We start from the raw sequence: 21,916 nt of genomic DNA on the forward strand, positions 1-21,916 counted from the left end.
GGCTATGCTGCGGCAGACGGCGCGTACAAGTGTGCGCGACACGCCGCACGGGGCGGTAGCTCAGCCGGTTAGAGCAGCGGACTCATAATCCGTCGGCCGTGGGTTCGAGTCCCACCCGCCCCACCAGGCGCTCTGCGTGCAGAAGCGTTTCTATCCGCGGAAACACGCGGACCGGGGCCGCCACGCGGGCGTGGTGGCCCCCGTTCACTCGTCAGGACCAAGACCGGATCGTGGTGGCCCGGTCCGGCTACTCCTGGCGGGGGTTCGGCTTGAGTACGGCGAAGACCGCGCCCGATGCGTCCGCCAGCCAGGCGATCCTGCCGACGCCCGGCACGTCCGCCGCCGGCATCGGCACGGAGCCGCCGTTCCGCTCCGCCCTGCGCGCGGTCTCGTCGGCGTCCGCGACCGCGAAGTACGGCACCCAGCTCGCCTCCAGGCCGCCCTCCTGGAGCGGCGCCACCCCGCCGAAGGACGCGTCCTGCTGGTCCCCGTCCCGGAGACTGAGCACCCGGTACGTCATCCCGGGCGCCCGCATCTCCTGTGAGCGCCAGCCGAAGAGGTCGCGGTAGAAGGCGATTCCCGCCTCCGGGTCCGGCACGTGCAGCTCCACCCAGACCAGCGTGTCGTCCTCGGACGTCCGCTCCAGCCCTCCTCCCGGCGTGGCGCCCGGCTGCAAGGCCGCGAACCGGGCTCCCTGCCGGTCGGTGAGCTGGGTGATCCGTGCCCCGCCCGGGATGTCCATCGGCGCCGTCCGCACGGTGCCGCCGCCCCGCTCGACCGCGTCGGCCGTGGCCTGGGCGTCATCGGTACGGAAGTACACCGTCCAGGCGCTCCTCGCGCCCTCCTCGGTGAGCGGGCCCAGCGCGGCGACGGTGCCACCGTCCTTCTGGAAGAACCCGTACCCGCCGGCCTCGGGTCCCGCCGGGACGAACCGCCAGCCGAAGACACCGCCGTAGAAGGCGGCCGCCCGGTCGGTGTCCGGACTGCCGAGGTCGATCCAGCAGGGTGATCCGTGGGTGAAGTCTGTGCCGAGCATGCGCGCCCCTCCGACGACGGCTCCGCGGGACCACTCCCTGGGCGGCCCCGCACGACGCCTGCCACGATGCCCACCTTCGGCCGCCCCGCCCTCACATCCCGCCCGGCGGGCCGGGGCGATTCATGCTCCGGGGTGACGAGCGGCCGATATGACTGTCATGAGCCTGCCATCCACCGGCATCACACGGATTTCTCACGCCCGGCGGCCGGCGCCGTGGTCAGGCGTCGGCGGCGTCGGCCGTCTCGGGGAGGTCGTCGCGGTCGCCCTCGGCCTGGGAGGGCGTCGGGTACGGCGTGTCGGGCAGCTCGGCGATGCGCTGGGCCTCGTTGTCGTCGCGCTCGCCTTCGGCCTGGGAGGGGGTGCGCTCTCGCATCGTGGCGACTCCTGCGGACGGGGCTGGTCACTCGGCGACCGGGTACCCCTGAGCGCCGGAAACACCCCGTGCGGGGACGCGGGGGTGTGGCCGTCGTGCAGGGGCGCGGGGGGTGTTGCGGTCATGCGGCGGTCCGGCCGTCGTGCGGGTGAGCGCGCCGGGCGCAGGGCACGCGTACCCCCTCCGGCGGCGCCGCCGGGGCGTGGTCCGGTATGTGCGGGCCGGCCGAAGCCTCGGGGCGCGCCGCGGTGTTGATGGTCGCCGCGTCCGCGCCGGTGTCCGCGTCCGCCTGCCGGCTACGCCCCCAGCGGGTCGAGGACCAGTGGCTCCACCTTGCCCTCCAGCATGTCGCCCAGGCCCTGGACCGCGCAGATGTCGGGGCGTTCGGCGATGTTGACCGGCATGCCGGTGGCCTCTCGCAGCATCTGGTCCAGGCCCGGGAGCAGGGCGGAGCCGCCGACCATCATGATGCCGCGGTCGGCGAGGTCGGCCACCAGGTCGGGCGGGCACTCCCGGAGCACCTTGTAGATGCCGTCGAGCACGGTGGTCAGCGGGGTCTGGATGGCCTCCCGTACGGCGGCGGTGTCGACCAGGACGGAGCGGGCGAGGCCGGTCGCCACGTCCCGGCCGTGGATCTCCGTGGACGCCGGACCGTGCGCGGTGAGCCCGTTGCCGTGCAGGGCCACCTGGAGGGGACGGACGGACTGGCTGGGCAGCATCAACGCGTGCTCGTGGCGCAGGTGCTGCACGATCGCGCGGTCGACGGCCTCGCCGCCGACGGGCATGCGCTGCGCGGTGACGATCGAGCCCAGGGAGAGCACGGCCACCTGGGTGGCGGCGGCCCCGCACACCAGGATCATGGTGGCCTCGGCCCGCTCCACGGGCAGCCCGCAGCCGACGGCCGCGGCGATCAGCGTGTCGACCAGCTCCACGCGGCGGGCGCCGAGCCCCACCAGGGTCTCGATCGTGGCGCGCTGGGCCAGCGGGTCGGCGTCGTGCGGGGTGCAGGCCGCGGCCCGCAGCCGGGGCCTGCGGCGCAGCGAGCGGCGCATCCGGTCGCCGAGCAGATGCCGCAGCATGCGCTGCGCCATCTCGATGTCGACGACCGTGCCGCCGGAGACGGGGCGGACGACGCGGATGTAGTCGGGGGTGCGGCCGGTCATCCGCTCCGCGAACTCGCCGACCGCGATCAGCGCGCCGTTGCGGGTGTTCACGGCGGCCACCGAGGGCTGGTCGACGACGAGTCCGGCGCCCTTGACGTACACACGGGTCCGGGCGGCTCCCAGGTCGACGGCGAAGTGACAGCGGCGCAACTGCTCGAGACTGGCGGTCGCGGTCATGGCAGATCCTCCCGAGAGCGCGGGCCGTGGCGGCCGCCGGGCTGCGGCCCCATAGGCATCGTGCGGGCGGCGGGGGAGTGGGCGCCTGTTCAAGGGGGCCGGGCGGGTGCCACTGGGCGAGTGCATTTTACGGTTATCAGCTGAATAAGCGCTGGATAAGCGTAAAGTTGGGCGGCTTGCCGGCGGCGGGAATCTGCCACGGCACTCATCCACCACCTCCCGTCAACTCCCGTACCGCACAAGCCCTCCAGCCGTCTGGCACCTTTGGCGGCACCGGACTCGGCTGGGGGGCAGCAGCGGGCCGGGAACCCCGGCGGAACGGCTCGGGGCGCGTACGTGTAGGACGCCCCGGCCGACGAGCACACGGACCAGCTCGTCACGGACACCGCGCTCGACACCGCGCACTTCGAGCTCGCCACCCAGGGGCACGCCGAGTGGACGTTCCGGTCGTCGGCGACCCTCGAGGACCACTGGACCGCGCTGCCCCTGATCAACCTCGCCTTCGACTCCGACACCGACCTCGCGGGCCTGCCGAAGGCCGGCGGGCGGCTCCCGGTCGGCCCGCACCCCGCGCACGTGGGGGGCGCGCCGGGCACCGGGACCATCGGCGCCGGGAAGCTGGAGGTCTCGTACGACGAGGGCGCGACCTGGCAGACGGTCGGGCTCACCGGCGGGCACGGCCGGCACGTCTAGCACGGCGGGCACGGCGGACACGGCGGGCACGGCGGTCAGGGTGAGCAGGCCTCATGGCACGGCAGCCTGACCGTGCCCCGGGGCGCGGCCACCGTCTCACCGCGCGCCTCGGCGAGCGACGGCCGGGGCGGTTCGGTACGGCAGGAGATCGTCCGGGCCGTGGGGGTGAGGTAGGTCCGGACAACCGCCCGGACAACCGTCAGGCCGCGTCCGGATCGCCGAGGACCGGCACCACCCCCCGGACCACCCCGAGCTCCACCAGATCCTGCGGCCGGATCCGCAGCTGCTCGGCCGTGGCCGGTGCCTGGTCCGGCGGGCGTTTGAGTATGGCGGCGGCCAGCTCGGGCGCGATCACCGAGAAGTAGCTGTCGGGTGTGGCCCAGGTGTTGCCGGGCGCGGCCAGGGCCAGGGCCCCGCCCGAACCGCCCTCGCCGATCACCAGGGTGGTGATCGGCGTCCGGGCGGCCGCCACCGCACCGAACAGCTCGGCGATCGCGGCGCCGGCCCCCTGGCGCTCCGCCTCGGCGTCGTTCGCGGCCCCGGGGGTGTCCACCAGGGTCAGCACCGGGATCCCGAGCCGGTCCGCGAGCCGGATCAGCCGCGTGGCGGTGCGGTACCCGGCGGGGCGGGTGGCGGTGCCGGTCTGCGCGGCGTAGGCGACGGTACCGCCGTCGAGTTCGCCGAACCCGCAGAGCATCCCGTCGTCCGTGCCGCCGCAGCGGTCGCCGCGCAGGGCCACCCGCCGGGTGAAGCAGGAGTCCAGGTAGCGCTCGGCGCGCGGGCGTTCGGGGGAGCGGGCCCGCCGGACGGCGTCCCAGCCGGTGGCGGGAAGACCAGTGGCGGGAAGTCCGGTCGCGGGAAGTCCGGTGGTGCGCAGGCCGGCCGCGGACCCGGTGGGGGACCCGGACCCGGTCGCGGGCTCTGCCGTGGACAGGGCCCGCGGCGGGGCGACGGCGGCCGTCGACGGCCGCGAAAGCAGGCGCAGCCACAGCCCCAGCGTCGCCCGCAGCTCCTCCGGTCGCACCACGGCGTCCACCGAGCCCGCCGCCATCTGCGCCTCGGCCCGGTAGGCCGCCGGGTCGGCGTCCGCCGGCCGTACCCGGGAGCCGGCGAAGCCGACCTGGGCGCCGGGCAGGGCGAGGATCACGTCCGCGCCCGCGCCCAGGGTGGCCCAGCCGCCGCCCGTCGTCGGGTCGCGCACCACCGCGATCTGCGGCAGGCCGGCCGCCCGGGTGAGCGCGGACTGCCGGGCCACGCGCTGCAACTGGGTCAGGGCGAGCATGCCCTCCTGCATGCGGCTGCCCCCGGTGGCGACCAGCGGCACGACCGGAAGGCGGTGCTCGCGGGCGTGGGCGTACGCCGCCTCCAGACGGTCGCCGGTGCGCCGGCCCAGCGATCCGCCGAGGAAGCCGAACTCGAAGGCGATCAGCACGGCCCGGGTGCCCTCGACGCGCGCGGTGCCGCACACCACGGACTCCTGCTCGCCGGTGCGCTCGGCGGCGCGGGCCCGCGAGGCGTCGTAGCCCTCCCAGCCGAGCGGCCCGTCGGGCTCCGACTCCCTCGCGGGATGGGCGAGTTCGTGGAAGTCGTCGCCGACGAGGGCGATGGCCTGCCGGGCCGAGAGACGCTCAGCCACGCGTCAGCGCCCGCTTCATGATCTTTCCCATGTCGTTGCGGGGGAGTGCGTCGAGCAGATGCAGGACCCGGGGCCGCTTGTGCGGGGCGAGCCGCCGGGCGACGTGGTCGGCCAGTTCCTCCAGCCCCGGCGGGGACTGCGGATCGGCCGGGACGATCCAGGCGACGATCCGCTCACCGAGGTCGGCGTCGGGCTCCCCGGTGACGGCGGCCTCGCGGATCGCGGGGTGTTCGAGGAGCGCGTTCTCGATCTCACCCGCGCCGATCTTGTAACCGCCGCTCTTGATCAGGTCGGTGGCCTTGCGCCCGACGATACGGACACAGCCGTCGGGGTCGCGCACCGCCATGTCCCCGGTGCGGAAGAACCCGTCGGCGGTGAAGGCGGCGGCCGTCGCGTCGGGCCGGTTCAGGTACTCGGTGAACAGGTTCGGCCCGCGCACCTGGATCTCGCCGACCGTCTCACCGTCGTACGCCGTGATCGCCGTGCCGTCCTCCTCCACCAGCCGCAGCTCCACGCCCGGCAGCGGGACCCCGACCGTGCCGGCCCGCGCCTCGCCGTCGGCGCGCACGCTGGTGTTCATCAGGGTCTCGGTCATGCCGTACCGCTCGATCACCCGCCGCCCGGTGGCGGCCGCGATCCGCTCGTGGTCGTGCACGGGCAGGGCGGCGGACCCGGAGACCAGCAGCCGCGCCCCGGCGAGCGCCTTGGCGAGCTCGGGATCCCCGGGCAGTGCCTCCGCGATCCGGTGGTACATGGTGGGCACGCCGAACAGCATGGTCGCCCCGGCGTTCAGCTCCCGCGCCACCCCCTCGGTGGTGAACCGCCCCAGGTGCCGTACGGACCCTCCGCGTCGCAGCGGGCCGAGGACGCCCAGCACCAGCCCGTGCACATGGAACAGCGGCAGCCCGTGCACCAGCACGTCCTCGCCCGTCCACTGCCAGGCGTCGGCGAGGGCGTCCAGGGTGGTGGCGACGGCCCGGCGCGGGATGACGGCGCCCTTGGGCGGCCCGGTGGTGCCGGAGGTGTAGACGACCAGGGCGGGGTCGCCGTCGCCGTGGTGCTCCTCGGAGAGGTCCCCGGGAACGGGACCCCGTCCGCCGACCTCCACGTCGATGCGCTCCAGGCCCGCCGACGCGGCGGGAAGCGCGTCACCGGCCCCCGCCAGCACGGCCGAGGGTGCGCTGTCACCGAGGACGTGACCGAGCTCCTTCTCCCCGGACTTCGGGTTCAGCGGCACGGCGGCGGCCCCGGCCAGCAGCACGCCGACCACGGCCACGGCCGTCTCCGGTGTCGGCGTCGCCCACACGGCGACCCTCTCCCGCCCCCGCACCCGCTCGGCGACGGCCCCGGCCGCCGCCGCGAGCTCCGCATACGTCAACGACCGATCACCGAACCGCAGGGCGGCTCGCGCCCCCGGATCACCCGTCAGGGCCGGAAAGAGGGAGGACACGCGGCGGACTCCTAGTGACTCTCGTGCTGACCGATGGACGACACCACCGTCCTACCGTTCCTGGAGACTGAGCGGAAGTGAGTCCTGTTGCCAGAACCCGTGCTCAGCCGCGTGCCCCGAACGGTGTTGGGCACACTGGTCGGCCGCTTTCACTCCGCACCCAGCGCCATCGGATCGTGTCCGTGGTCCGGGCGTGCGGGGGCGGCCTTCCTCGCGTCCCCGGGCGCCGTGTCCGGCCTGGTCAGTCCGATACCCGTATCCATCGCTCTGGTGGGTACGGGGCGGTGCCGTCCGTCGCCGGATACGGTGCCCGAGGGCGCGCCTTCCGATAGCCACGCTCGCGGCGTCGTGCCGCGTGGTGGCCCGCTTCGTGCTGGTGAGGGACTTCTGCCAGTGCTGGGCGCCCCACTTGCTCGTGTAGGCGGGGTCGACGGCGACGATGGTGATGCCGAGTTCGGCCGCCATGCTGACGAGCCGGGCCCGCAGCCTGGAGGTGGGCATGCCGGAGATGAGATGGCGGAACCGTTTGCGGCGGCCGTGCTTCTCGCGGGTCTTCTCGGCGGTGAAGTCGAGGTCTTCGACCGCGATCGCGAGGCTGTGGCGTTTGGCCCAGTGCAGCAGGCGGATCAGGGCGTGCCTGACGTGCGCGTCGCGATGCTGGGCGGTGCCGGACAGATCGTAGAAGAAGCGTCGGGGGTTGCCGGTCGGGTTACCGTGTTCGTCGAGGCGCCAGGCTGCCAGGTGGTCGGCGTTCATGTCGAAGCCAATCAGGCCACCGGCGCGGGCCGCCGTCAGGGGGACGGTCTTGACCGGGGAGACCGTCCAGGACGCAGTTAGGTACCAGCGTCCGCGCGCCGTGTCCTCGTGGACGCGGTAGGCCACGGCCCGGTTCGCCGATACGCGGTCGGCCCACTGCTCGTCCCGGTGCGCGAACGACACCTTCGCCGCCAGTACATACCGGCCGTGCGGAGCATTCGCCAGGTGCGCCGGCGGCGCGGGGAGCCTGATCGAGACCTCGCCGTCGTCGGTGACGCGGATGGTCTCGTTGCCGAACCTTTTGCCGGACTCGCCGTCCGCGGTGAGGAACCGGCGCCCGGCCCGCCATCGGGCGCGCCACTCCTCGTCGGTGAGCTGGGCTGCCTTCAGGTGGTGGCGGGTGTTCAGCAGCCGCTTCCCACCGCGCACCACGCGCACCCGCCCGGCCTCACGGTCCGCCCGGGCCGCCTGAAGCCGGTCTTCGAGCAGGCGCAGGCGGCGGGACTTGGCGAACCACTCCTGCCTGCTGCGGTAGCCGCCCGCAGCCTTCTTGGTGCCTTTCTCGCCCACGGGCAGGGACAGCCGATGCGTGATCGTCTCGATCACGGCTTCCAGGCTCCGGATGTGCGCGAACTGGGCCCGCTGAGCGAGCGCCCACTGACCGTGGGTGGCCTTCGTGATCGATCCGGCCCAGCGGGAGGAGGGCTCCTGTGTGAGAGTGCGCTTACGCTCGGCCCACTGCGCGGTGTCGTGATCACGCCCGGCCGCGCACCGAGCCTTGAGGTCACGGGACGCGAGTGAACCGAGGTGGTCGCCGACCAGGTACAGCACCTTCTCGTCCGCGGCGCTCAGGTGCTTGAGTCGGGTGCGGATCGCGGCCCCCGAGGGTCCGGGCACCACGAACGGCGCAGCCACCTCCCGCAGCCCGCCCACCGGTTCACCCCAGATCCCGCGTCGAAGAATTCCGTCACCACACCCAACGACCACCACCGGCCAAGGTCACGCATTCGATGCAAGAACTCCTGTTCCTCACCGGAGGAGTGTGTCTACCACTGCCCACAGGCCCACTCGTGCGCGCCAGGGGACGCTCAATCGCCGTCGACCACCACCTGTTCACAACCCCACAGCCGGCTCGGTTCGTCGCCGGCGGGGCGTGGAGCCGGTCACGTCCTGCCGCCGTGCGGGAGTCGCCGGTCAAGGCGGGTGCGGTGGTTCCGGGGGGCGGTTGTTAGCGTGCGGGGGCCGCACTTCGGACCGTGTCAGGAAGAGGAGCCCGCCGTGCCCCGTGTCGCACTCGCCACCTACGACCCCCGGACCGGGCCGAGCAAGGACCGCGATCTGCCCGTGCTGGTGCGGGCCCTGCGGGATGCCGGAGCCGAGGCCGAGGCCGTGCACTGGGACGACGAGAGCGCCGACTGGGCGGCGTTCGACCTCGTCGTCATACGTTCGACCTGGGACTACAGCTGGCGGGCCGCCGAGTTCACGGCATGGGCCGAGAAGTGCGGGCAGGTGACCCGGATCGCCAATCCGGTCGACGTCGTGCGCTGGAACGCGGACAAGCGCTACCTCGGAGACCTCGCCGCGGCCGGTGTGCCGGTCGTCCCGACGCGCTACCTCGCCCCCGGGCAGAACTCCGGGCAGAACTCCGGGCAGAACTCCGGACAGAACCCCGGTCAGACCCTCGGTGTCGACGACCTTCCCGGCGACCGCGAATTCGTCGTCAAGCCGGTCTTCGGGGCCGGTGCCCGGTTCGCCGCCCGGTACACGCCCGGGGAGCGGGAGACGGCCGTCGCCCAGGTGGCGCGGATGCACGCGGAGGGGCTGACCGCGATGGTGCAGCCCTACCTGACCCGCATCGACGTCAGCGGGGAGCGGGCGCTGCAGTTCTTCGGCGGCCGACTGCTGCACGCCAGCCGCAAGCGGGCCGTGCTGTCGCCCGGGACCGCCTACGACGCCGACAAGGTGGCCCACCCGGACCTGGAGCCCTGGACCCCGACGGCCGCCGAACTCGCCGTCGCCGAGCGGGCCCTGGCCGCCGTGCCGGACAGTCTCGAGCTGCTCTACGCCCGTGTGGACCTGGTGGACGGGGAGGACGGCGCACCGCGCGTGATGGAGCTGGAACTGGTCGAGCCGAACCTGTTCCTGTGGCTGCACCCGACGTCGCTGCCGACGGTGGTGGACGCGATCCTGGACGCGGCCGCCGCTGCCGGCTGACCTGCCGTCCCCTCACCCGCTGACCCGTGTCCGCTGGAGCAGGCCCCAGGTGAACTCCGCGACCACCTCACGTCGCACGTCCTGCGCGTCGGGGGCCGTGAAGGCGAGCCCCCACCGGGTGGGCGCCGTGCCTTCCAGGGGGCGGGCCGGGGCGAAGGCGCGGGCGGCCTCGTCGACCGTGCAGGACCAGGGGGTGAGATCGTCGAGGGTGCGCAGTGACGGCGGTTCGGCTCCCGGGGCGCGGACCAGCCACTCGTTCCAGACCCGGCCGTTCGGCCCGGCCAGCACCTCGAAGCGCAGGCCGGGCCAGAGGGGCAGGGGCCACTGCCGGGCCTCGCAGTCCAGGTCGCCGATCCGGCGGGCGGCCGTGGACTCGGGCGGGCCGAGGACGGAGCGGTAGCGAGCGGCGGCCGAGCGGGTCCTCGGGGAGCGGACCATCGCCTGCCAGCGCTTGTTGGCCTCCCGCATCCGGGCGATGGACACGCCCAGGGTGTGGCGGGCGTCCTCCACCAGGTCCGGATTGTGGTCGGCCATGCGGCGCAGCAGCACCAGCTGGAAGTCGAGCGGGGTGAAGGGCGTGGGCGTCGAGGCGGGCATGGACACCATCGTCGCCCACGGTGGTCGCACCAGTTCGCCCTCGGTGGTCGCACCCATTGCCCGCCCACCTCACTCTGGCTAGCCTGTGTTCGTGATGCCGACCGCCTGTTGAAATATCGAACAGGCCTGGATTCAAGGGAGGGGGCCGGTCGTGGGACGCCTTGTACCAGCCGTGACCCGGGCTCTCGACATATTGGAGCTCTTCCTCGACGGGGACGGGACGCTCTCCGCCCCCGACATCGTGCGCAGGCTCCAGCTGCCGCGCACGACGGTGCACGAGCTGGTCACCACGCTCGCCGCCCGCCAGTACATCGTGCCGGTGACCGGTCAGCCCGGACGCTACCGGCTCGGCGTACGCCCGTACCAGCTCGGCAGCCGCTACGCCGAGCAGCTCGACCTCGCCGCCGAGGGCCAGCAGGTCGCCCGGTCCGTCGCCGAGACCTGCGACGAGACCGTCCATGTGGCGATCCTGGAGGACACCGACGTCATCTACATCGCCAAGGTCGACTCCACGCACGCCGTGCGCATGGTCTCGGCGGCCGGCCGCCGCCTCCCGGCGCACTGCACCTCGGTCGGCAAGATGCTGCTCGCCTCCCTCCCCGAGCCGGAGCTCGCCGCGCGCGTCCCGGACGACGCCGAACTGGTCGCCATGACCCCCAACAGCATCACCGACCCGGCCGCCCTGCGCGAGGCCCTGACCGAGATCCGGCAGCGTGGCCTGGCCGTGGAGAGCCGCGAGTCCAACCCGGACGTCAGCTGCGTGGCCGCCCCGGTGCGCGACCGCACCGGGCAGGTGGTCGCGGCCCTGTCCATCTCCGTACCCATGATCCGCTGGAGCGACGAACGCCTGGCCGAGCTGGAGCAGCTGGCCGTGAAGGGCGCCGCCGAGCTCTCGGAGCGCCTCGGGCACAGGAGCGTGGCGTGACACAGGAACGTGGCATGACGACGGCGTACGACGTCCACGAGGTCGCGGTGCCCGCGCGGGCCGCACTGGGCGAGGGCCCGACGTGGGACCCGGTGACCGGCCGGCTGATCTGGGTCGACATCCTCTCCTCCCGGGTGCACACCTACGACCCGGCATCGGGCGCGCGCACGGTCCGTACCACCGAACAGCACGTCGGCGCGGCGAAGCCGCGCGCCGGCGGCGGGCTGGTGCTGAACCTGCGCGACGGGGTGGGCCTGGTCGACCCCGACGGCGCCTTCCGCTGGCTGCACCGCGACCCGGTGCCCGGCCGCCGCGGCAACGACGCCGCGGTGGCGCCGGACGGCTCCCTGTGGGCGGGCACGATGCGCTACGACGAGACCCCGGGCGGCGGCACGCTGACCCGCCTGACCGGCGACGGCGCGGCGGAGACGGTCCTGGACGACGTGACGGTCAGCAACGGCACCGGCTGGAGCCCCGACGGCCGCCTGATGTACTACGTCGACACGCCGACCCGCCGCATCGACGTGTTCGACCTCACCGACGGCGGGGCCGTGAACCGGCGGGAGCTCGCGCGGGTGGAGGAGGGCGCCGGCTTCCCGGACGGCCTGACGGTCGACGCCGAGGGCTGCGTCTGGGTGGCCCTGTGGGACGGCGGGGCGGTGCGCCGCTACACCCCGGCCGGCGACCTGGACCGCGTCCTCACCCTCCCCGTCCCCCGCCCCACGGCCTGCGCCTTCGGTGGCCCCGCCCTGACCGACCTCTACGTCACCACCGCCCGCACGGGCCTGACGGCGCCCCACCCCCTCGCGGGTTCCCTGCTGGTGCTGCCGGGTGCGGGCCAGGGCCTGCCCCAGCCGGCCTTCGCGGGCTGACCCGCGGCTCAGGCGCCGGTTCCTCCGGCCCCCGTTCGGTCCAGTGTGGTCACGATCTTGTGCTCCGCCGGGGTCAGCGGGGGGCCGGACGGGGCGGGCAGGAGGGGGCCGTTGAGGACGTCCAGGAGCGTGCCGGGGCGGAAGAGGCGTTCGGGGCCGGTGCGCATGCTCGTCACGTCCCACAGGGCCGCCGCCGCACGGTAGGAGCCGGTGGCCGCCTTGGTCAGGCGGCGGCTGTAGGCGGTGACCAGACGGTCCGCCAGGCCCGGCCGGGCGCCGCGCGTGCCCGGGAACCAGACGTCCTGGCCGACCGCCGCCGCCCAGGCCGAGTCGACCGACCGGGCGGCCCTGCGCTGCACCCGCCGGGCCAGGCCGGGCGCGGCGAGCCCGCCGCGGCGCAGCTCCTCGCCCAGCAGCCGGGCGCCCTGCGCGGCCACCGACATGCCCTGGCCGTAGGCCGGGTTGAACGTGGCCACCGCGTCGCCGAGGGCGACGAAACCCTCCGGCCAGCGCGCGGTCTTCTCCAGGTACCGCCGGGAGTTGCTGGTGCTGCGGCTGACGTGTACGTCGGTGAGGGGTTCGGCGCCGGAGACGAGCCGGCCCACCAGCGGGCTCGGCAGGCCGAGGGCGTAGCGCAGGAAGCCCTCCGGATCCGCGGGCGGCTCCCCGCCCCTGGTGCCGGCCAGGCTCACCATCCAGCGGTCGTTCTCGACGGGCAGCATCATGCCGCTGCGACCGGGCTCGCCGCCGTACGGATCGGCCTGCACGATCGTCAGCGGGAACCGCTCGGCGCCCGCGGGCGTGCGGTAGACCCGGGTGGCGTTGACCAGCCCCGAGTCCACGCTCTTCTCCGGTACGCCGGTGATGCCCAGCTCCCGCAGCCAGGTGACCACACGGGACCCGCGCCCGCTCGCGTCGACCACGAAGTCCGCGGCCAGTTCGGTCTCCTGCCCGCCGGGAGCGGCGATCCGCACCCCGCGCACCCGCCCCGCGTCGCCCGCCAGCCCGACCGCCTGCGCCTTGCGGACCTCCACGCCCGTGTGCGCGAGGACGGCCTGACGCACCGTCCAGTCCAGCAGGGCGCGGGTGCAGCTGAGCATGCGTGGCCCGTCGTGCCGCCAGCGCGGGAACCAGCCCTCGGGGGTGAGGGCCACGATGCCGTGGCCGAGGGGTATCTCGTGGGCGCCGGCGGCCAGCAGCCGCCGCCGTATGCTCCCGCCCGGCACCACGTCCTCCATCGCGGCCAGGCCCCCGGCCATGAGGAGATGGGCGTGGCGGCCCTGCGGCAGCCCCTTGCGGTGCTCCGGCCCGTCGGGCAGGTCGTCGCGGTCGAGCACGACCACGTCGTCCACGGAGCGGGACAGCACCGCCGCGGCCAGCATGCCGGCCAGGCCGGCACCGACGACGACAGCTCTGCGATGGCTGTGACCAGGGGGCATGGGACTCCTCGGAGTAGGCCATGGCTCAGCCATGGGAGGTCCTCAACGTTCCTTCTCGGGCCGCGGCCGGGGCGGGCGCGGGAAGCGGCAGCAGGGCCTGGGCCAGCTCCACCAGGCCGCTGGTGCCGGACACCTCCGTGGCGTGCAGGCGGTATCCGCTCGGCGCCGCCAGCGGCGCCTCGCGGGCGGCGGCGCGGCGGGCGGCATCGGCGAGCATCGCCGCCTCCGCGGCGATCCGTGCCTCGTGCGCGCTCCGGCCCGACTCGCGGGCGGCGGCCAGGGCGTCGGCGCGGACCTGGTCGTCGAAGTAGGGCGCGAGGGCCAGCAGGGCGTCGTGGATGGACATCTCGCGCCAGTGCAGCCGCGCCCGGGGCGACTGCCACCAGCCGCTGGGCGGCTTGGGCGCGGTGGAGACGAACCGCACCCGCGACCACAGCGGCCCCAGCCTGCGGTAGTCGCGCAGGCCGCGCAGCTGGGCGGCGGCGGCCGGCAGCAGCCGGGGCAGGACGAAACCGGCGGAACACAGCAGGGCGCCGAGCGAGGCGGACGGCGGCGCCACCTTGGTGGACAGTACGTCCAGGTCGTGGCCGTACCAACGCGCCGCGACAGCCGTGTACTTGGTCAGCTGGAACCCCACCACGTCCAGCAGCGACCCGGCCATGATCAGCCGCAGTCCGGCCCGCAGCAGCCCGGTGACCTCCCGGCTCCACTTCACGCACAGCGTCGACATCGCCAGGGTCGCCGCGGTGTGCCCGATCAGGTACAGCAGGATCATCTCGCGCACGTACGGGGTGTTGGCGTAGTACGTGTCGAGGTCGGTGAGCCGTTCGGTGTGGGCGTCGCCCAGCGTGAACAGCACGACGATCGCGGCGACCAGCGGCACGTACGCGGCGATGCTGCGCAGCACCAGCCGCCGGACCAGCTCGCGGGGGCCGCCCCGCCAGTGGACGAGCAGGACCAGCAGCGAGCAGCTGTACGCGCTGAGCATGCCGTACGTCAGCGGGGCGCCGAAGTTGGGGACGCCGGTCAGGCGGTTGACGGCGGCCAGGGTCAGCGGCGCCGAGCAGACGAACACCAGCGAGCCCAGGATGATCGACACACACGTGGACACGGTGAGCGGGTCCCGTACCGCGGTGCGCGGCCGGCGCAGCAGGACGACCGCGGAGAGCCCCAGCAGCCCGGCCGCGAGATAGACGACGAGACTCACGGGCGGCACCCCCGCCCCGTCGGCCGGCCGGCCGACGCCACCACCGGCCACGTCATCACGCGGCCCCCGAAGGGGTCGTACCACCGATCACGCCACCGGACGCCCCGCCCGGGGCCCCGGCGGAGTTCAGCGCCTCCGCGATCCGCACCAGCGCCGCGGGGCCCGGCACGCCGTCCCCCAGCCGCCCGAAGACGCTCGCGCCGCCCGGTGACGGCCCGCCGCCCGCGGCCTCCGTGCCGTTCCCGGACCGCTCGGCCGCCACCGGCCACGCGGCGGCCCACACCGCCTCGAGCGGCGGCGGACCGGCCGCCTCGCACCGCTCCTCCCGGCCGGCCGCGCCCTCTCCGGGCACGGATCCCGGCCCGGCGGCCGGGCCCGGTGAGCCTCCGGCGTGCTGGGCGCGGGCCGCGGCCGCGATGACCGCCGCCCACGCGGCGGCCTCGGCGTGCTCCTTGTCACCGGTGGCCTGAAGGGCGGCGTCGTGGACGCGCTCGTAGTGGGCGCGGTCGAAGAAGGCGTCCAGATGCCCGAGCGCGTTGTGGATGCTGGTCTGCCGCCACATCAGCAGCGTGGTGGGGGAGGCCCAGCGCGGGCGGGGCAGCCGGAGGGAGCGCCGGGTGAGCAGCTCGTCCAGCTCGCGCTCCAGCGGCGCCAGGCGGGCGTACGTGCGCCAGGACCGGCGCCACTGGGCCAGCCGGGGCCCGGCCAGCGGCGTCAGGATGCCGACCGAGATCAGCATGGCGCCCAGCCCGGCGGCCACCGGCGAGACGTCGGTGCTCAGTTCCGACCAGTCGCGCCCGCACCAGCGGGCGACCACGGCGGTGAGCTTGGTGACGCTGTAGCCGGCGCCGCACAGCGACCCCAGCCCGAGGACGACCATCCCGGCGCGCAGCCAGCCGTCCACCTCGCGCGCCCAGCGCAGCGACAGCACCGTGGTGACGCTCACGGCGACCAGGTGCCCGACCAGGTACAGCACGATCATCTCGGCGATGAACGGCGTCGTCGCGTAGTACGTGTCCAGGTCGGTGCGCCGCTCCACCGGGGCGTCGCCGAGCGCGAACGTGACTCCTATGCCGGCCACCACGAGCGTGTACACCGCCACCCAGCGGCGGGCCACATGACGCACCCGTGCGCCGCCCCGCCAGTGGACGACGAGGACCTGGGAGGCCGCGCTGTAGGCGATGATCGACGCGTAGGTCAGGGGCGCCGCGAGGTTCGGCACACCGCTGAGGCGGTTGATCGCCCCGACCGTGGGCGCGGCCCCGAGCAGGAAGCAGGCGCCGGCCAGGCCCAGCACCGTGCAGATCGCCCGCAGGTAGGGGTCGCGCGGGTGGCGGACGAGGTCCGGGGTCTTCGCCGCCAGGCCCAGCCACAGCACGCCGCAGCTGACGTAGTTGATCACGCCGCTCATCTTCTCCGGGTCCCGCGGTAGTTGAGCGCGGCCCCGATGCGTCCGGCGAGGTCCGCGTCGCCGCCGGGGTCCGCGGCGGACGCCGGGTCCGCCGCCGACTCCAGCCAGTCGCGCAGCCGGCCGCCCATCAGCATGCCGAACCGGTCCGCCTCCTGCTCGTCTGCGAGGCTGAAGTCGGTGCGCGCCGCCACGGGCCGGGGCACGCCGGCCGGGGACGGTCCGGCGGCGGCGTCCGCGCCGGCCGTGTCCGCGTCCCGCCGGTTCATGTGCCACACCTCGTGGCAGAAGATCACGATCTGGTGCCACACGGCGGCCCGCCGGTCGACGACCACCACGTCCTGCGTCTCCGCCTCCAGCCACAGCCCGCTGGCGGTGTGCGGCGGGAAGACCTCCCGGCGGACGACGACCGGACGGCCCCGCCACGCGGCGACGGAGTCGACGAGCGCGGTGAACAGCGCCTCGGGGTCGGTGGGCACCGGCACCTGGATCGGGTCGATGAGAGTGTCGGCGAGCCGCCGCATCTCCCTTTTCCTACGCACCGGTTACCCCTCGTCCCCTTGATCGGTCTTCGCTGGCGCGGCCCCAGCCGGACGGTCGTCCGAGCCTACGTGGACGTAAGTGTCCACGTCATGCGCCCCGATGGGACGTCGTTCAACCGGGAACGACCTCAGAACGGCCGGAAACGACCGGTGCGGTGCGCCGTCCTGTCCCGGGGCGCACCGCTGCTCGAAAGTCTTGCCGGACCCATTGACGCGCAAGCGCTTCGACTTTACGGTCCCGTTCGAGGTTACGAGCAATATTCGAGATATCGAACAAGCTCAGGCGTCGAGAACATCGAACGGCGCCGCGGCACAGGGCACCACCCCCTCGAAACGTAAGGGCAGGCAATGGGACGACCTGGCCTGAATCGCAGGCAACTTCTGGCCACCGCGGGCGGCCTGGCCGTCGCGGGCAGCTTCGGCTTCGCCGCCCTCGGCACGGGCGCCGACGCACTCGCCTCCGGCGCGCGCACCCGCGTGCGCTACTGGAACCTCTTCAGCGGCGGCGACGGTTCGAACATGATGCCGCTGTCCCGCCCCTCCCTCGCCGCGGTCGGCATCTTCACCTTCATCGCCAGCTGGAACAACTTCCTGTGGCCCTACATGGTCACCAACAACCCCGACCTGATGACCATGCCGAACGGCATCGCGACCGTCATGAACTCCTACGGCATCCAGTGGGCCCAGCTCATGGCCGGCGGCCTGATGGCCGGCCTGCCGCTGATCGTCGTCTTCGTCTTCTTCCAGCGCCAGATCGTGGCAGGCGTCGCCCGCACCGGCCTGGCCGGCCAGTAGTAGCCACAGTCCCACAGCCCGCAGCCTCACCCCCTTGCTCGAAAGGAACCCATGCGCTCCGCCCGCTTCACTCTCGACCCCGCCTTCACCGTCGGCACGGTCGACCCCCGTCTCTTCGGCTCCTTCGTCGAACACCTCGGCCGCTGCGTCTACACCGGCGTCTTCGAACCGGGCCACCCCTCCGCCGACGCCTCCGGGCTGCGCACCGACGTACTGGACCTGGTCCGCGAACTCGGCGTCACCGCCGTCCGCTACCCGGGCGGCAACTTCGTCTCCGGCTACAAGTGGGAGGACTCCGTCGGCCCCGTCGAGGAGCGGCCCCGCCGCCTCGACCTCGCCTGGCGCTCCACGGAGACCAACCGCTTCGGCCTGTCCGAGTACATCGCCCTCCTGAAGAGGATCGGCCCGCAGGCCGAGCCCATGATGGCCGTGAACCTCGGCACCCGCGGCGTCGCCGAGGCCCTGGAACTCCAGGAGTACGCCAACCACCCCTCCGGCACCGCGCTGTCGGACCTGCGCATCGCGCACGGCGACAAGGATCCCTTCGGCATCCGCCTGTGGTGCCTGGGCAACGAGATGGACGGCCCCTGGCAGACAGGCCACAAGACCGCCGCCGAATACGGCCGCCTCGCCGCCGAGACCGCCCGCGCGATGCGCCAGATCGACCCGCATGTCGAACTCGTCGCCTGCGGCTCCTCCGGCCAGTCCATGCCCACCTTCGCCGAGTGGGAGGCCACCGTCCTGCAGGAGACGTACGGCCTCGTCGACTACATCTCGCTGCACGCCTACTACGAGCCGCTCGACGGCGACATCGACTCCTTCCTCGCCTCCGCCGTCGACATGGAGTCCTTCATCGAGAACGTCGTCGCCACCTGCGACCACGTGGGCGCCCGGCTGAAGTCGAAGAAGAAGATCAACCTCTCCTTCGACGAGTGGAACGTCTGGTACATGTCCAGGTCGCAGGAGCAGGCCGAGCGCGCCGACCCCGGCGACTGGCCCGAGGCACCGCGCCTGCTGGAGGACAACTACAGCGTCCTGGACGCCGTCGTCTTCGGCTCCCTGCTCATCGCCCTGCTCCGGCACGCCGACCGCGTCACCGTCGCCTGCCTGGCCCAGCTCGTCAACGTCATCGCCCCGATCATGACCGAGCCGGGCGGCCCGGCCTGGCGGCAGACCACGTTCTTCCCGTTCGCGCAGGCCTCGAAGTACGGCCGCGGCCAGGTCCTCGATGTGCGGGTGGACTCGCCGACGTACCGGACGGGCAAGTACGGCGAGACGGACCTGCTGCACGCGACCGCGGTCCGCGCCGAGGACGGCACGGTGACCGTCTTCGCGGTCAACCGCTCCCGCACCGAACCCCTGCCCCTGGAGGTCGCCCTGGCCGGCCTGGACCTGACCGGGGTCGTCGAGCACAGCGCCCTCGCGGACGCCGACCCCGACGCCCGCAACACCCTCACCGACCCCGAGCGCGTCACCCCGCACCCGGTCGAGGGCACCGCCCTCACCGACGGCACGCTGACCGCGACCCTGGAACCGCTGTCCTGGAACGTGATCCGCCTCGCCTGACAGCCCTCGGGCCTCGGCCCTCAGCGGCCGGGGGAGGGCACCGGTGTCACCGGCACTCCTCCGGCCGCGCTGCCCAGCAGCGTCAGCCGCACCTGCCCCGGACCCGACGGCGTGGTCGGCTCCGACAGCACGGCCAGGGCCAGGGTGTTGGTGCCCCGGGTGCGCAGGATGCCGTTGGGCAGGACGAAGGTGTGCTGCGGGCCGACGTCGTTGATGTACTGGCCCATGTTCCAGCCGTTCAGGAAGATCTGCGCCCGCCAGGCCCGGTTCGGGTCGTCGTCCAGGGTGAGTCCCACCGACGCGTCCACGCCGGGGTCCACCGCCAGCTCGAAGGTGGTCCGGTACCAGGTCACCCCCTGCCGCCGCGCGGCCCGCGGGAAGGCGACCGGCTCCCAGCCGCCGTCCGGGAAGCCGGGCAGGTGCCAGCCCTCCCGTTCCCCGTACAGGCCGCCGTTGTTCAGCGGCCCGCGCACGGGGTCGGGCGCGGTCTCGCCCTGGACGCGCCACCGCACCCGGGGCGAGCCCCCGGCGAAGGTGACCGCGGTCAGCCCGCGTGCCGCCTTGTGCGTGTCCTGGGCCTTGCCGTCCTGGTCGTGCGCCATCCGCCGCACCAGCACCGACAGCACATGCCGGCCCCCGGTGCGCAGCCGGCGCGGCACCGGGAGGACGGCGGTGTCCGTCCACGTGCCCCGGCGGATCGTGCCGCCGTCCGGCACCGGCATCCGGTGCGAGCCCAGCGGCTCCCCGTCCAGCCACGCCATCAGCAGCCCCTGCGTGCCGGTGCTGTGGGCGAGGGAGACCGACTCGATGCCGGTGGCGTCCGTGAAGGTGCCCCGGTACCAGACGTCCCCGTAGTGGAAGCCGTAGTCGTCGGCGAACAGCACCGGCTGCCCCGCCGGGACGGCGGTGGTGCTGTGCGAGGCGGCCTTGTCGGCGACCTGCCAGGCCGAGTCGTCGAAGTCCGGCCCGGCCTCCGGGTTCTCCGTGCGCATCCGCCAGCCGCCGAGCGCGGGCAGCTCCACCTTCGGCACACCGGCCAGCGGGGCGGCGGCGCGCAGGCTGCCCGAGCCGGTCGCGCCGGTGGGCACCGCCCGGCCGTTCCACGTCACACCGTCGATGCCCCGCGGACCCCACACCTCCAGGTCGGTCGCCTCCACCGTGTCGCCGGTCAGATGGACGGTGGAGCCGGACAGGGCGGCGGTGCGCAGCAGCTTCGGGCCGTACACCAGCAGGGACCCGGACGGGGTGTCGTAGGGCCACAGGCGCAGGGAGGTCGCCTCGTCGGCGAAGAGCAGCAGCAGCGGCCGGTCGACCCCGTCGCCGCCCTCCACCCGGACCCCGATCAGCCCGCCCGCGCCCAGCGGGACGGTCACCCGCAGCAGACCCCGGTCGTAGACGTACGCGGCCTGCTGGCTCAGCCGGGTGACCAGCGGCTCCTCGGCGCACTCGACGACCACGCGTGCCATGTCGCCGCGCCGGCCGCAGAACACGGCGACGTCCTGCCGCCCGGCGGTCTGGAACAGCATCGGCTGCGCGGTGGCGTACCGCAGCCTGCGCTGCCCCAGCGACAGCCCGGCCACCAGCAGCCGGGCGTCCCGGCCCGGCACGGTCACCGGAAGGTCCTCGCCGCCGGCGCGCAGCGTGGACGACACCTCCTTGTCGCCGTCGTTGCGCAGCACGTAGACGTGCGCGTCCGTGTCCGGGTTCTTCAGGTGGTACGTGGTCAGCCCGGCCGCCTCGACGTCCGGCGCCCGGTCCAGCTTGGCGAAGTCCGGGACGCGCTGGAGCATGTGCCCGATCTGGTGCATCGGCACCAGCTTGTCGGTGGGCTGCCGGCCCTCGGTGAAGGCGGCCCCGTAGTCGTACGACGTGTAGACGACCGGCGCGGGCAGCCAGCCCCAGGAGGTGCCGCCGAAGGTCATGTAGACGTTGTGCAGGGTGATGCCGTTGGCCAGGTTGGTCAGGTAGAAACGCCGCTCGTACGCCGCGTCCCGGGTGCGCCGGGACCCCTCGTAGCCCTCGCCCTTGAACCAGTACCCGCCCCACGGGTCGAACCAGCCGCCCCCGAACTCCGGCACGAACCCGGGCGTACGGGGACTGGCGGTGGTCCCGCCGGTCGCCCCGCCCCTGCCGAACCTCCCCCAGTCGGGCGGGGTCTTCGACGGCGAGGGATACCCGTCGAACCCGTACAGCCACCGCCCCTTCTCCCCACCGGTGTCGAAGGTGCCCGGGGTCCAGTAGCCGTTCCTGGACTTGTCGTTGTGGAAGAGGGGGACGTCGATGCCGTCGGCGCGCACCTTCTTGTACAGGTGGGACATGTAGGCGCGGCCGGTGGCGTCATGGACGTAGGAGTCGTACTCGTTCTCGATCTGGTAGAGCAGGACCGTGCCACGCCCCCGGGTGAACAGGTGCCGGGCGGCGATGGAGTCGACGTGGGTCAGCCACTCGTCGACGTGCTTCAGGTACGTCGGATCGGCGGTCCGCGCCCGGCCCTCGGTGGTGGTGAGCCAGCCGGGGAAGCCGCCGCCGTCGATCTCGGCGTTGATGTAGGGGCCGGGGCGCAGGACGACGTACAGCCCGGTCTCGGCGGCGGTGCGCAGGAACAGGTCCAGGTCCCTGACGCCGGTGAAGTCGTAGCGGCCGGGGGCGGGGGAGTGGTAGTTCCAGGACACGTAGATGCTGACGGCGTTGTAGCCGTGGGCGCGCATCTTCTGCAGGACGTCCCGCCACAGCGAGGGGCTGGGCAGCCGGAAGGGGTGCATCTCGCCGGACCACAGCACCAGCCGCCTGCCGTCCACCAGCAGCGAGTAGTGGTCGAACCCGACGGTGTGGCGCCGCCCGTCGGCGCTCGGCGCCGGCGGCGGCGGACCCGTGGGCACCTCGCGCGCCGCGTAGGCCGACGACGCCCCCGTCCCGCCGCTGCCGCCCAGGGCCAGACCGAGCGCTGCGGTGCCGGCGAGGGCGCTGAATGTACGTCTGCTGAGCGCCAAAGCTGTGCCTCCCGGGCGGATCTTACGGCGTGCGGTGGCGCCATTCTCCATGGCCCCGGAGGCCACATCGGACCCAG

The 21,916-nt window shown here is 73.7% G+C and carries 16 protein-coding genes, 1 tRNA gene and 2 pseudogenes; 7 read left to right on the forward strand and 12 right to left on the reverse strand.

Annotated elements, in window-relative coordinates:
• Positions 1-49: 49 nt before the first annotated feature.
• A tRNA-Ile gene (locus R2S09_RS06530) sits at positions 50-126 on the forward strand.
• Between the two features lie 121 nt (positions 127-247).
• Here the strand turns inward: R2S09_RS06530 and R2S09_RS06535 are convergent.
• The 3 genes from R2S09_RS06535 to R2S09_RS06545 all read right to left on the reverse strand — a co-directional run bounded on the left by R2S09_RS06535 (position 248) and on the right by R2S09_RS06545 (position 2,749).
• On the reverse strand, positions 248-1,036 hold the full coding sequence (locus tag R2S09_RS06535) for a VOC family protein (protein ID WP_306186913.1): 789 nt from the start codon (positions 1,034-1,036) through the stop codon (positions 248-250).
• Between the two features lie 217 nt (positions 1,037-1,253).
• The gene (locus tag R2S09_RS06540; RefSeq protein WP_306186911.1) at positions 1,254-1,409 is read right to left on the reverse strand and encodes a hypothetical protein; all 156 of its coding nucleotides are present in this window, start codon (positions 1,407-1,409) and stop codon (positions 1,254-1,256) included.
• Between the two features lie 296 nt (positions 1,410-1,705).
• Positions 1,706-2,749: a rod shape-determining protein gene (locus tag R2S09_RS06545; protein ID WP_306186910.1), complete on the reverse strand. Its 1,044-nt coding sequence runs from the start codon at positions 2,747-2,749 to the stop codon at positions 1,706-1,708.
• 342 nt (positions 2,750-3,091) lie between these two features.
• Between R2S09_RS06545 and R2S09_RS06550 the strand changes: the two are divergent.
• Positions 3,092-3,616: pseudogene (locus tag R2S09_RS06550) on the forward strand (hypothetical protein); the annotation flags it as partial.
• A 25-nt stretch (positions 3,617-3,641) separates the two neighbouring features.
• Here R2S09_RS06550 and R2S09_RS06555 read toward each other — a convergent pair.
• The 3 genes from R2S09_RS06555 to R2S09_RS06565 are packed head-to-tail and all read right to left on the reverse strand — an operon-like array spanning position 3,642 to position 8,217.
• Entirely contained in the window at positions 3,642-5,078 is a 1,437-nt protein-coding gene (locus R2S09_RS06555) for a carboxyl transferase domain-containing protein (protein ID WP_316740113.1), read from the reverse strand.
• A complete protein-coding gene (locus R2S09_RS06560; RefSeq protein ID WP_306186906.1) occupies positions 5,071-6,528 on the reverse strand; it encodes an acyl-CoA synthetase in 1,458 nt (485 codons plus the stop codon). The genes R2S09_RS06555 and R2S09_RS06560 overlap by 8 nt, the downstream gene beginning before the upstream one ends.
• 51 nt (positions 6,529-6,579) lie before the next feature.
• Complete coding sequence (locus R2S09_RS06565) at positions 6,580-8,217, reverse strand: transposase (protein WP_316740114.1); 1,638 nt, start codon at positions 8,215-8,217, stop codon at positions 6,580-6,582.
• 345 nt (positions 8,218-8,562) lie between these two features.
• Here R2S09_RS06565 and R2S09_RS06570 point away from each other — a divergent pair, with 345 nt between their 5' ends.
• Complete coding sequence (locus R2S09_RS06570) at positions 8,563-9,498, forward strand: hypothetical protein (RefSeq protein WP_316740115.1); 936 nt, start codon at positions 8,563-8,565, stop codon at positions 9,496-9,498.
• A gap of 12 nt (positions 9,499-9,510) precedes the next feature.
• Here the strand turns inward: R2S09_RS06570 and R2S09_RS06575 are convergent, their stop codons facing one another.
• Positions 9,511-10,095, reverse strand: coding sequence for a hypothetical protein (locus tag R2S09_RS06575; protein ID WP_399143926.1), 585 nt, complete (start codon positions 10,093-10,095; stop codon positions 9,511-9,513).
• A 151-nt stretch (positions 10,096-10,246) separates the two neighbouring features.
• Here R2S09_RS06575 and R2S09_RS06580 point away from each other — a divergent pair, with 151 nt between their 5' ends.
• Both R2S09_RS06580 and R2S09_RS06585 read left to right on the forward strand, forming a co-directional pair.
• Positions 10,247-11,020, forward strand: coding sequence for an IclR family transcriptional regulator (locus R2S09_RS06580; protein WP_306186902.1), 774 nt, complete (start codon positions 10,247-10,249; stop codon positions 11,018-11,020).
• Positions 11,021-11,034: 14 nt separating this feature from the next.
• Complete coding sequence (locus tag R2S09_RS06585; RefSeq protein ID WP_316740143.1) at positions 11,035-11,892, forward strand: SMP-30/gluconolactonase/LRE family protein; 858 nt, start codon at positions 11,035-11,037, stop codon at positions 11,890-11,892.
• Positions 11,893-11,900: 8 nt separating this feature from the next.
• Here R2S09_RS06585 and R2S09_RS06590 read toward each other — a convergent pair whose 3' ends face one another.
• Genes R2S09_RS06590 through R2S09_RS06605 form a run of 4 tightly spaced genes read right to left on the reverse strand, consistent with a single transcriptional unit; the run spans position 11,901 to position 16,470 of the window.
• Positions 11,901-13,331 carry an FAD-dependent monooxygenase gene (locus tag R2S09_RS06590; protein WP_316740116.1) on the reverse strand — a complete coding sequence of 477 codons (1,431 nt, stop codon included), beginning with the start codon at positions 13,329-13,331 and terminating at the stop codon, positions 11,901-11,903.
• Between the two features lie 25 nt (positions 13,332-13,356).
• Positions 13,357-14,538, reverse strand: coding sequence for an MAB_1171c family putative transporter (locus tag R2S09_RS06595; RefSeq protein ID WP_306186899.1), 1,182 nt, complete (start codon positions 14,536-14,538; stop codon positions 13,357-13,359).
• Between the two features lie 55 nt (positions 14,539-14,593).
• Complete coding sequence (locus tag R2S09_RS06600) at positions 14,594-15,949, reverse strand: MAB_1171c family putative transporter (protein ID WP_306186897.1); 1,356 nt, start codon at positions 15,947-15,949, stop codon at positions 14,594-14,596.
• Positions 15,946-16,470: a toxin gene (locus tag R2S09_RS06605; RefSeq protein WP_306186895.1), complete on the reverse strand. Its 525-nt coding sequence runs from the start codon at positions 16,468-16,470 to the stop codon at positions 15,946-15,948. The genes R2S09_RS06600 and R2S09_RS06605 overlap by 4 nt, the downstream gene beginning before the upstream one ends.
• A 537-nt stretch (positions 16,471-17,007) precedes the next feature.
• On the opposite strand from R2S09_RS06605, the pseudogene R2S09_RS06615 reads away from it, so the two are divergent.
• Both R2S09_RS06615 and R2S09_RS06620 read left to right on the forward strand, forming a co-directional pair.
• Positions 17,008-17,283, forward strand: a pseudogene (locus R2S09_RS06615) (carbohydrate ABC transporter permease); the annotation flags it as partial.
• Positions 17,284-17,334: 51 nt separating this feature from the next.
• Positions 17,335-18,849: an alpha-N-arabinofuranosidase gene (locus R2S09_RS06620; RefSeq protein WP_316740117.1), complete on the forward strand. Its 1,515-nt coding sequence runs from the start codon at positions 17,335-17,337 to the stop codon at positions 18,847-18,849.
• 20 nt (positions 18,850-18,869) lie between these two features.
• Here the strand turns inward: R2S09_RS06620 and R2S09_RS06625 are convergent, their stop codons facing one another.
• Complete coding sequence (locus R2S09_RS06625) at positions 18,870-21,839, reverse strand: beta-galactosidase (RefSeq protein ID WP_316740118.1); 2,970 nt, start codon at positions 21,837-21,839, stop codon at positions 18,870-18,872.
• Positions 21,840-21,916: the final 77 nt, after the last annotated feature.

This window comes from Streptomyces sp. MK7, from assembly GCF_032658145.1.
Taxonomy (GTDB): domain Bacteria; phylum Actinomycetota; class Actinomycetes; order Streptomycetales; family Streptomycetaceae; genus Streptomyces; species Streptomyces spiralis.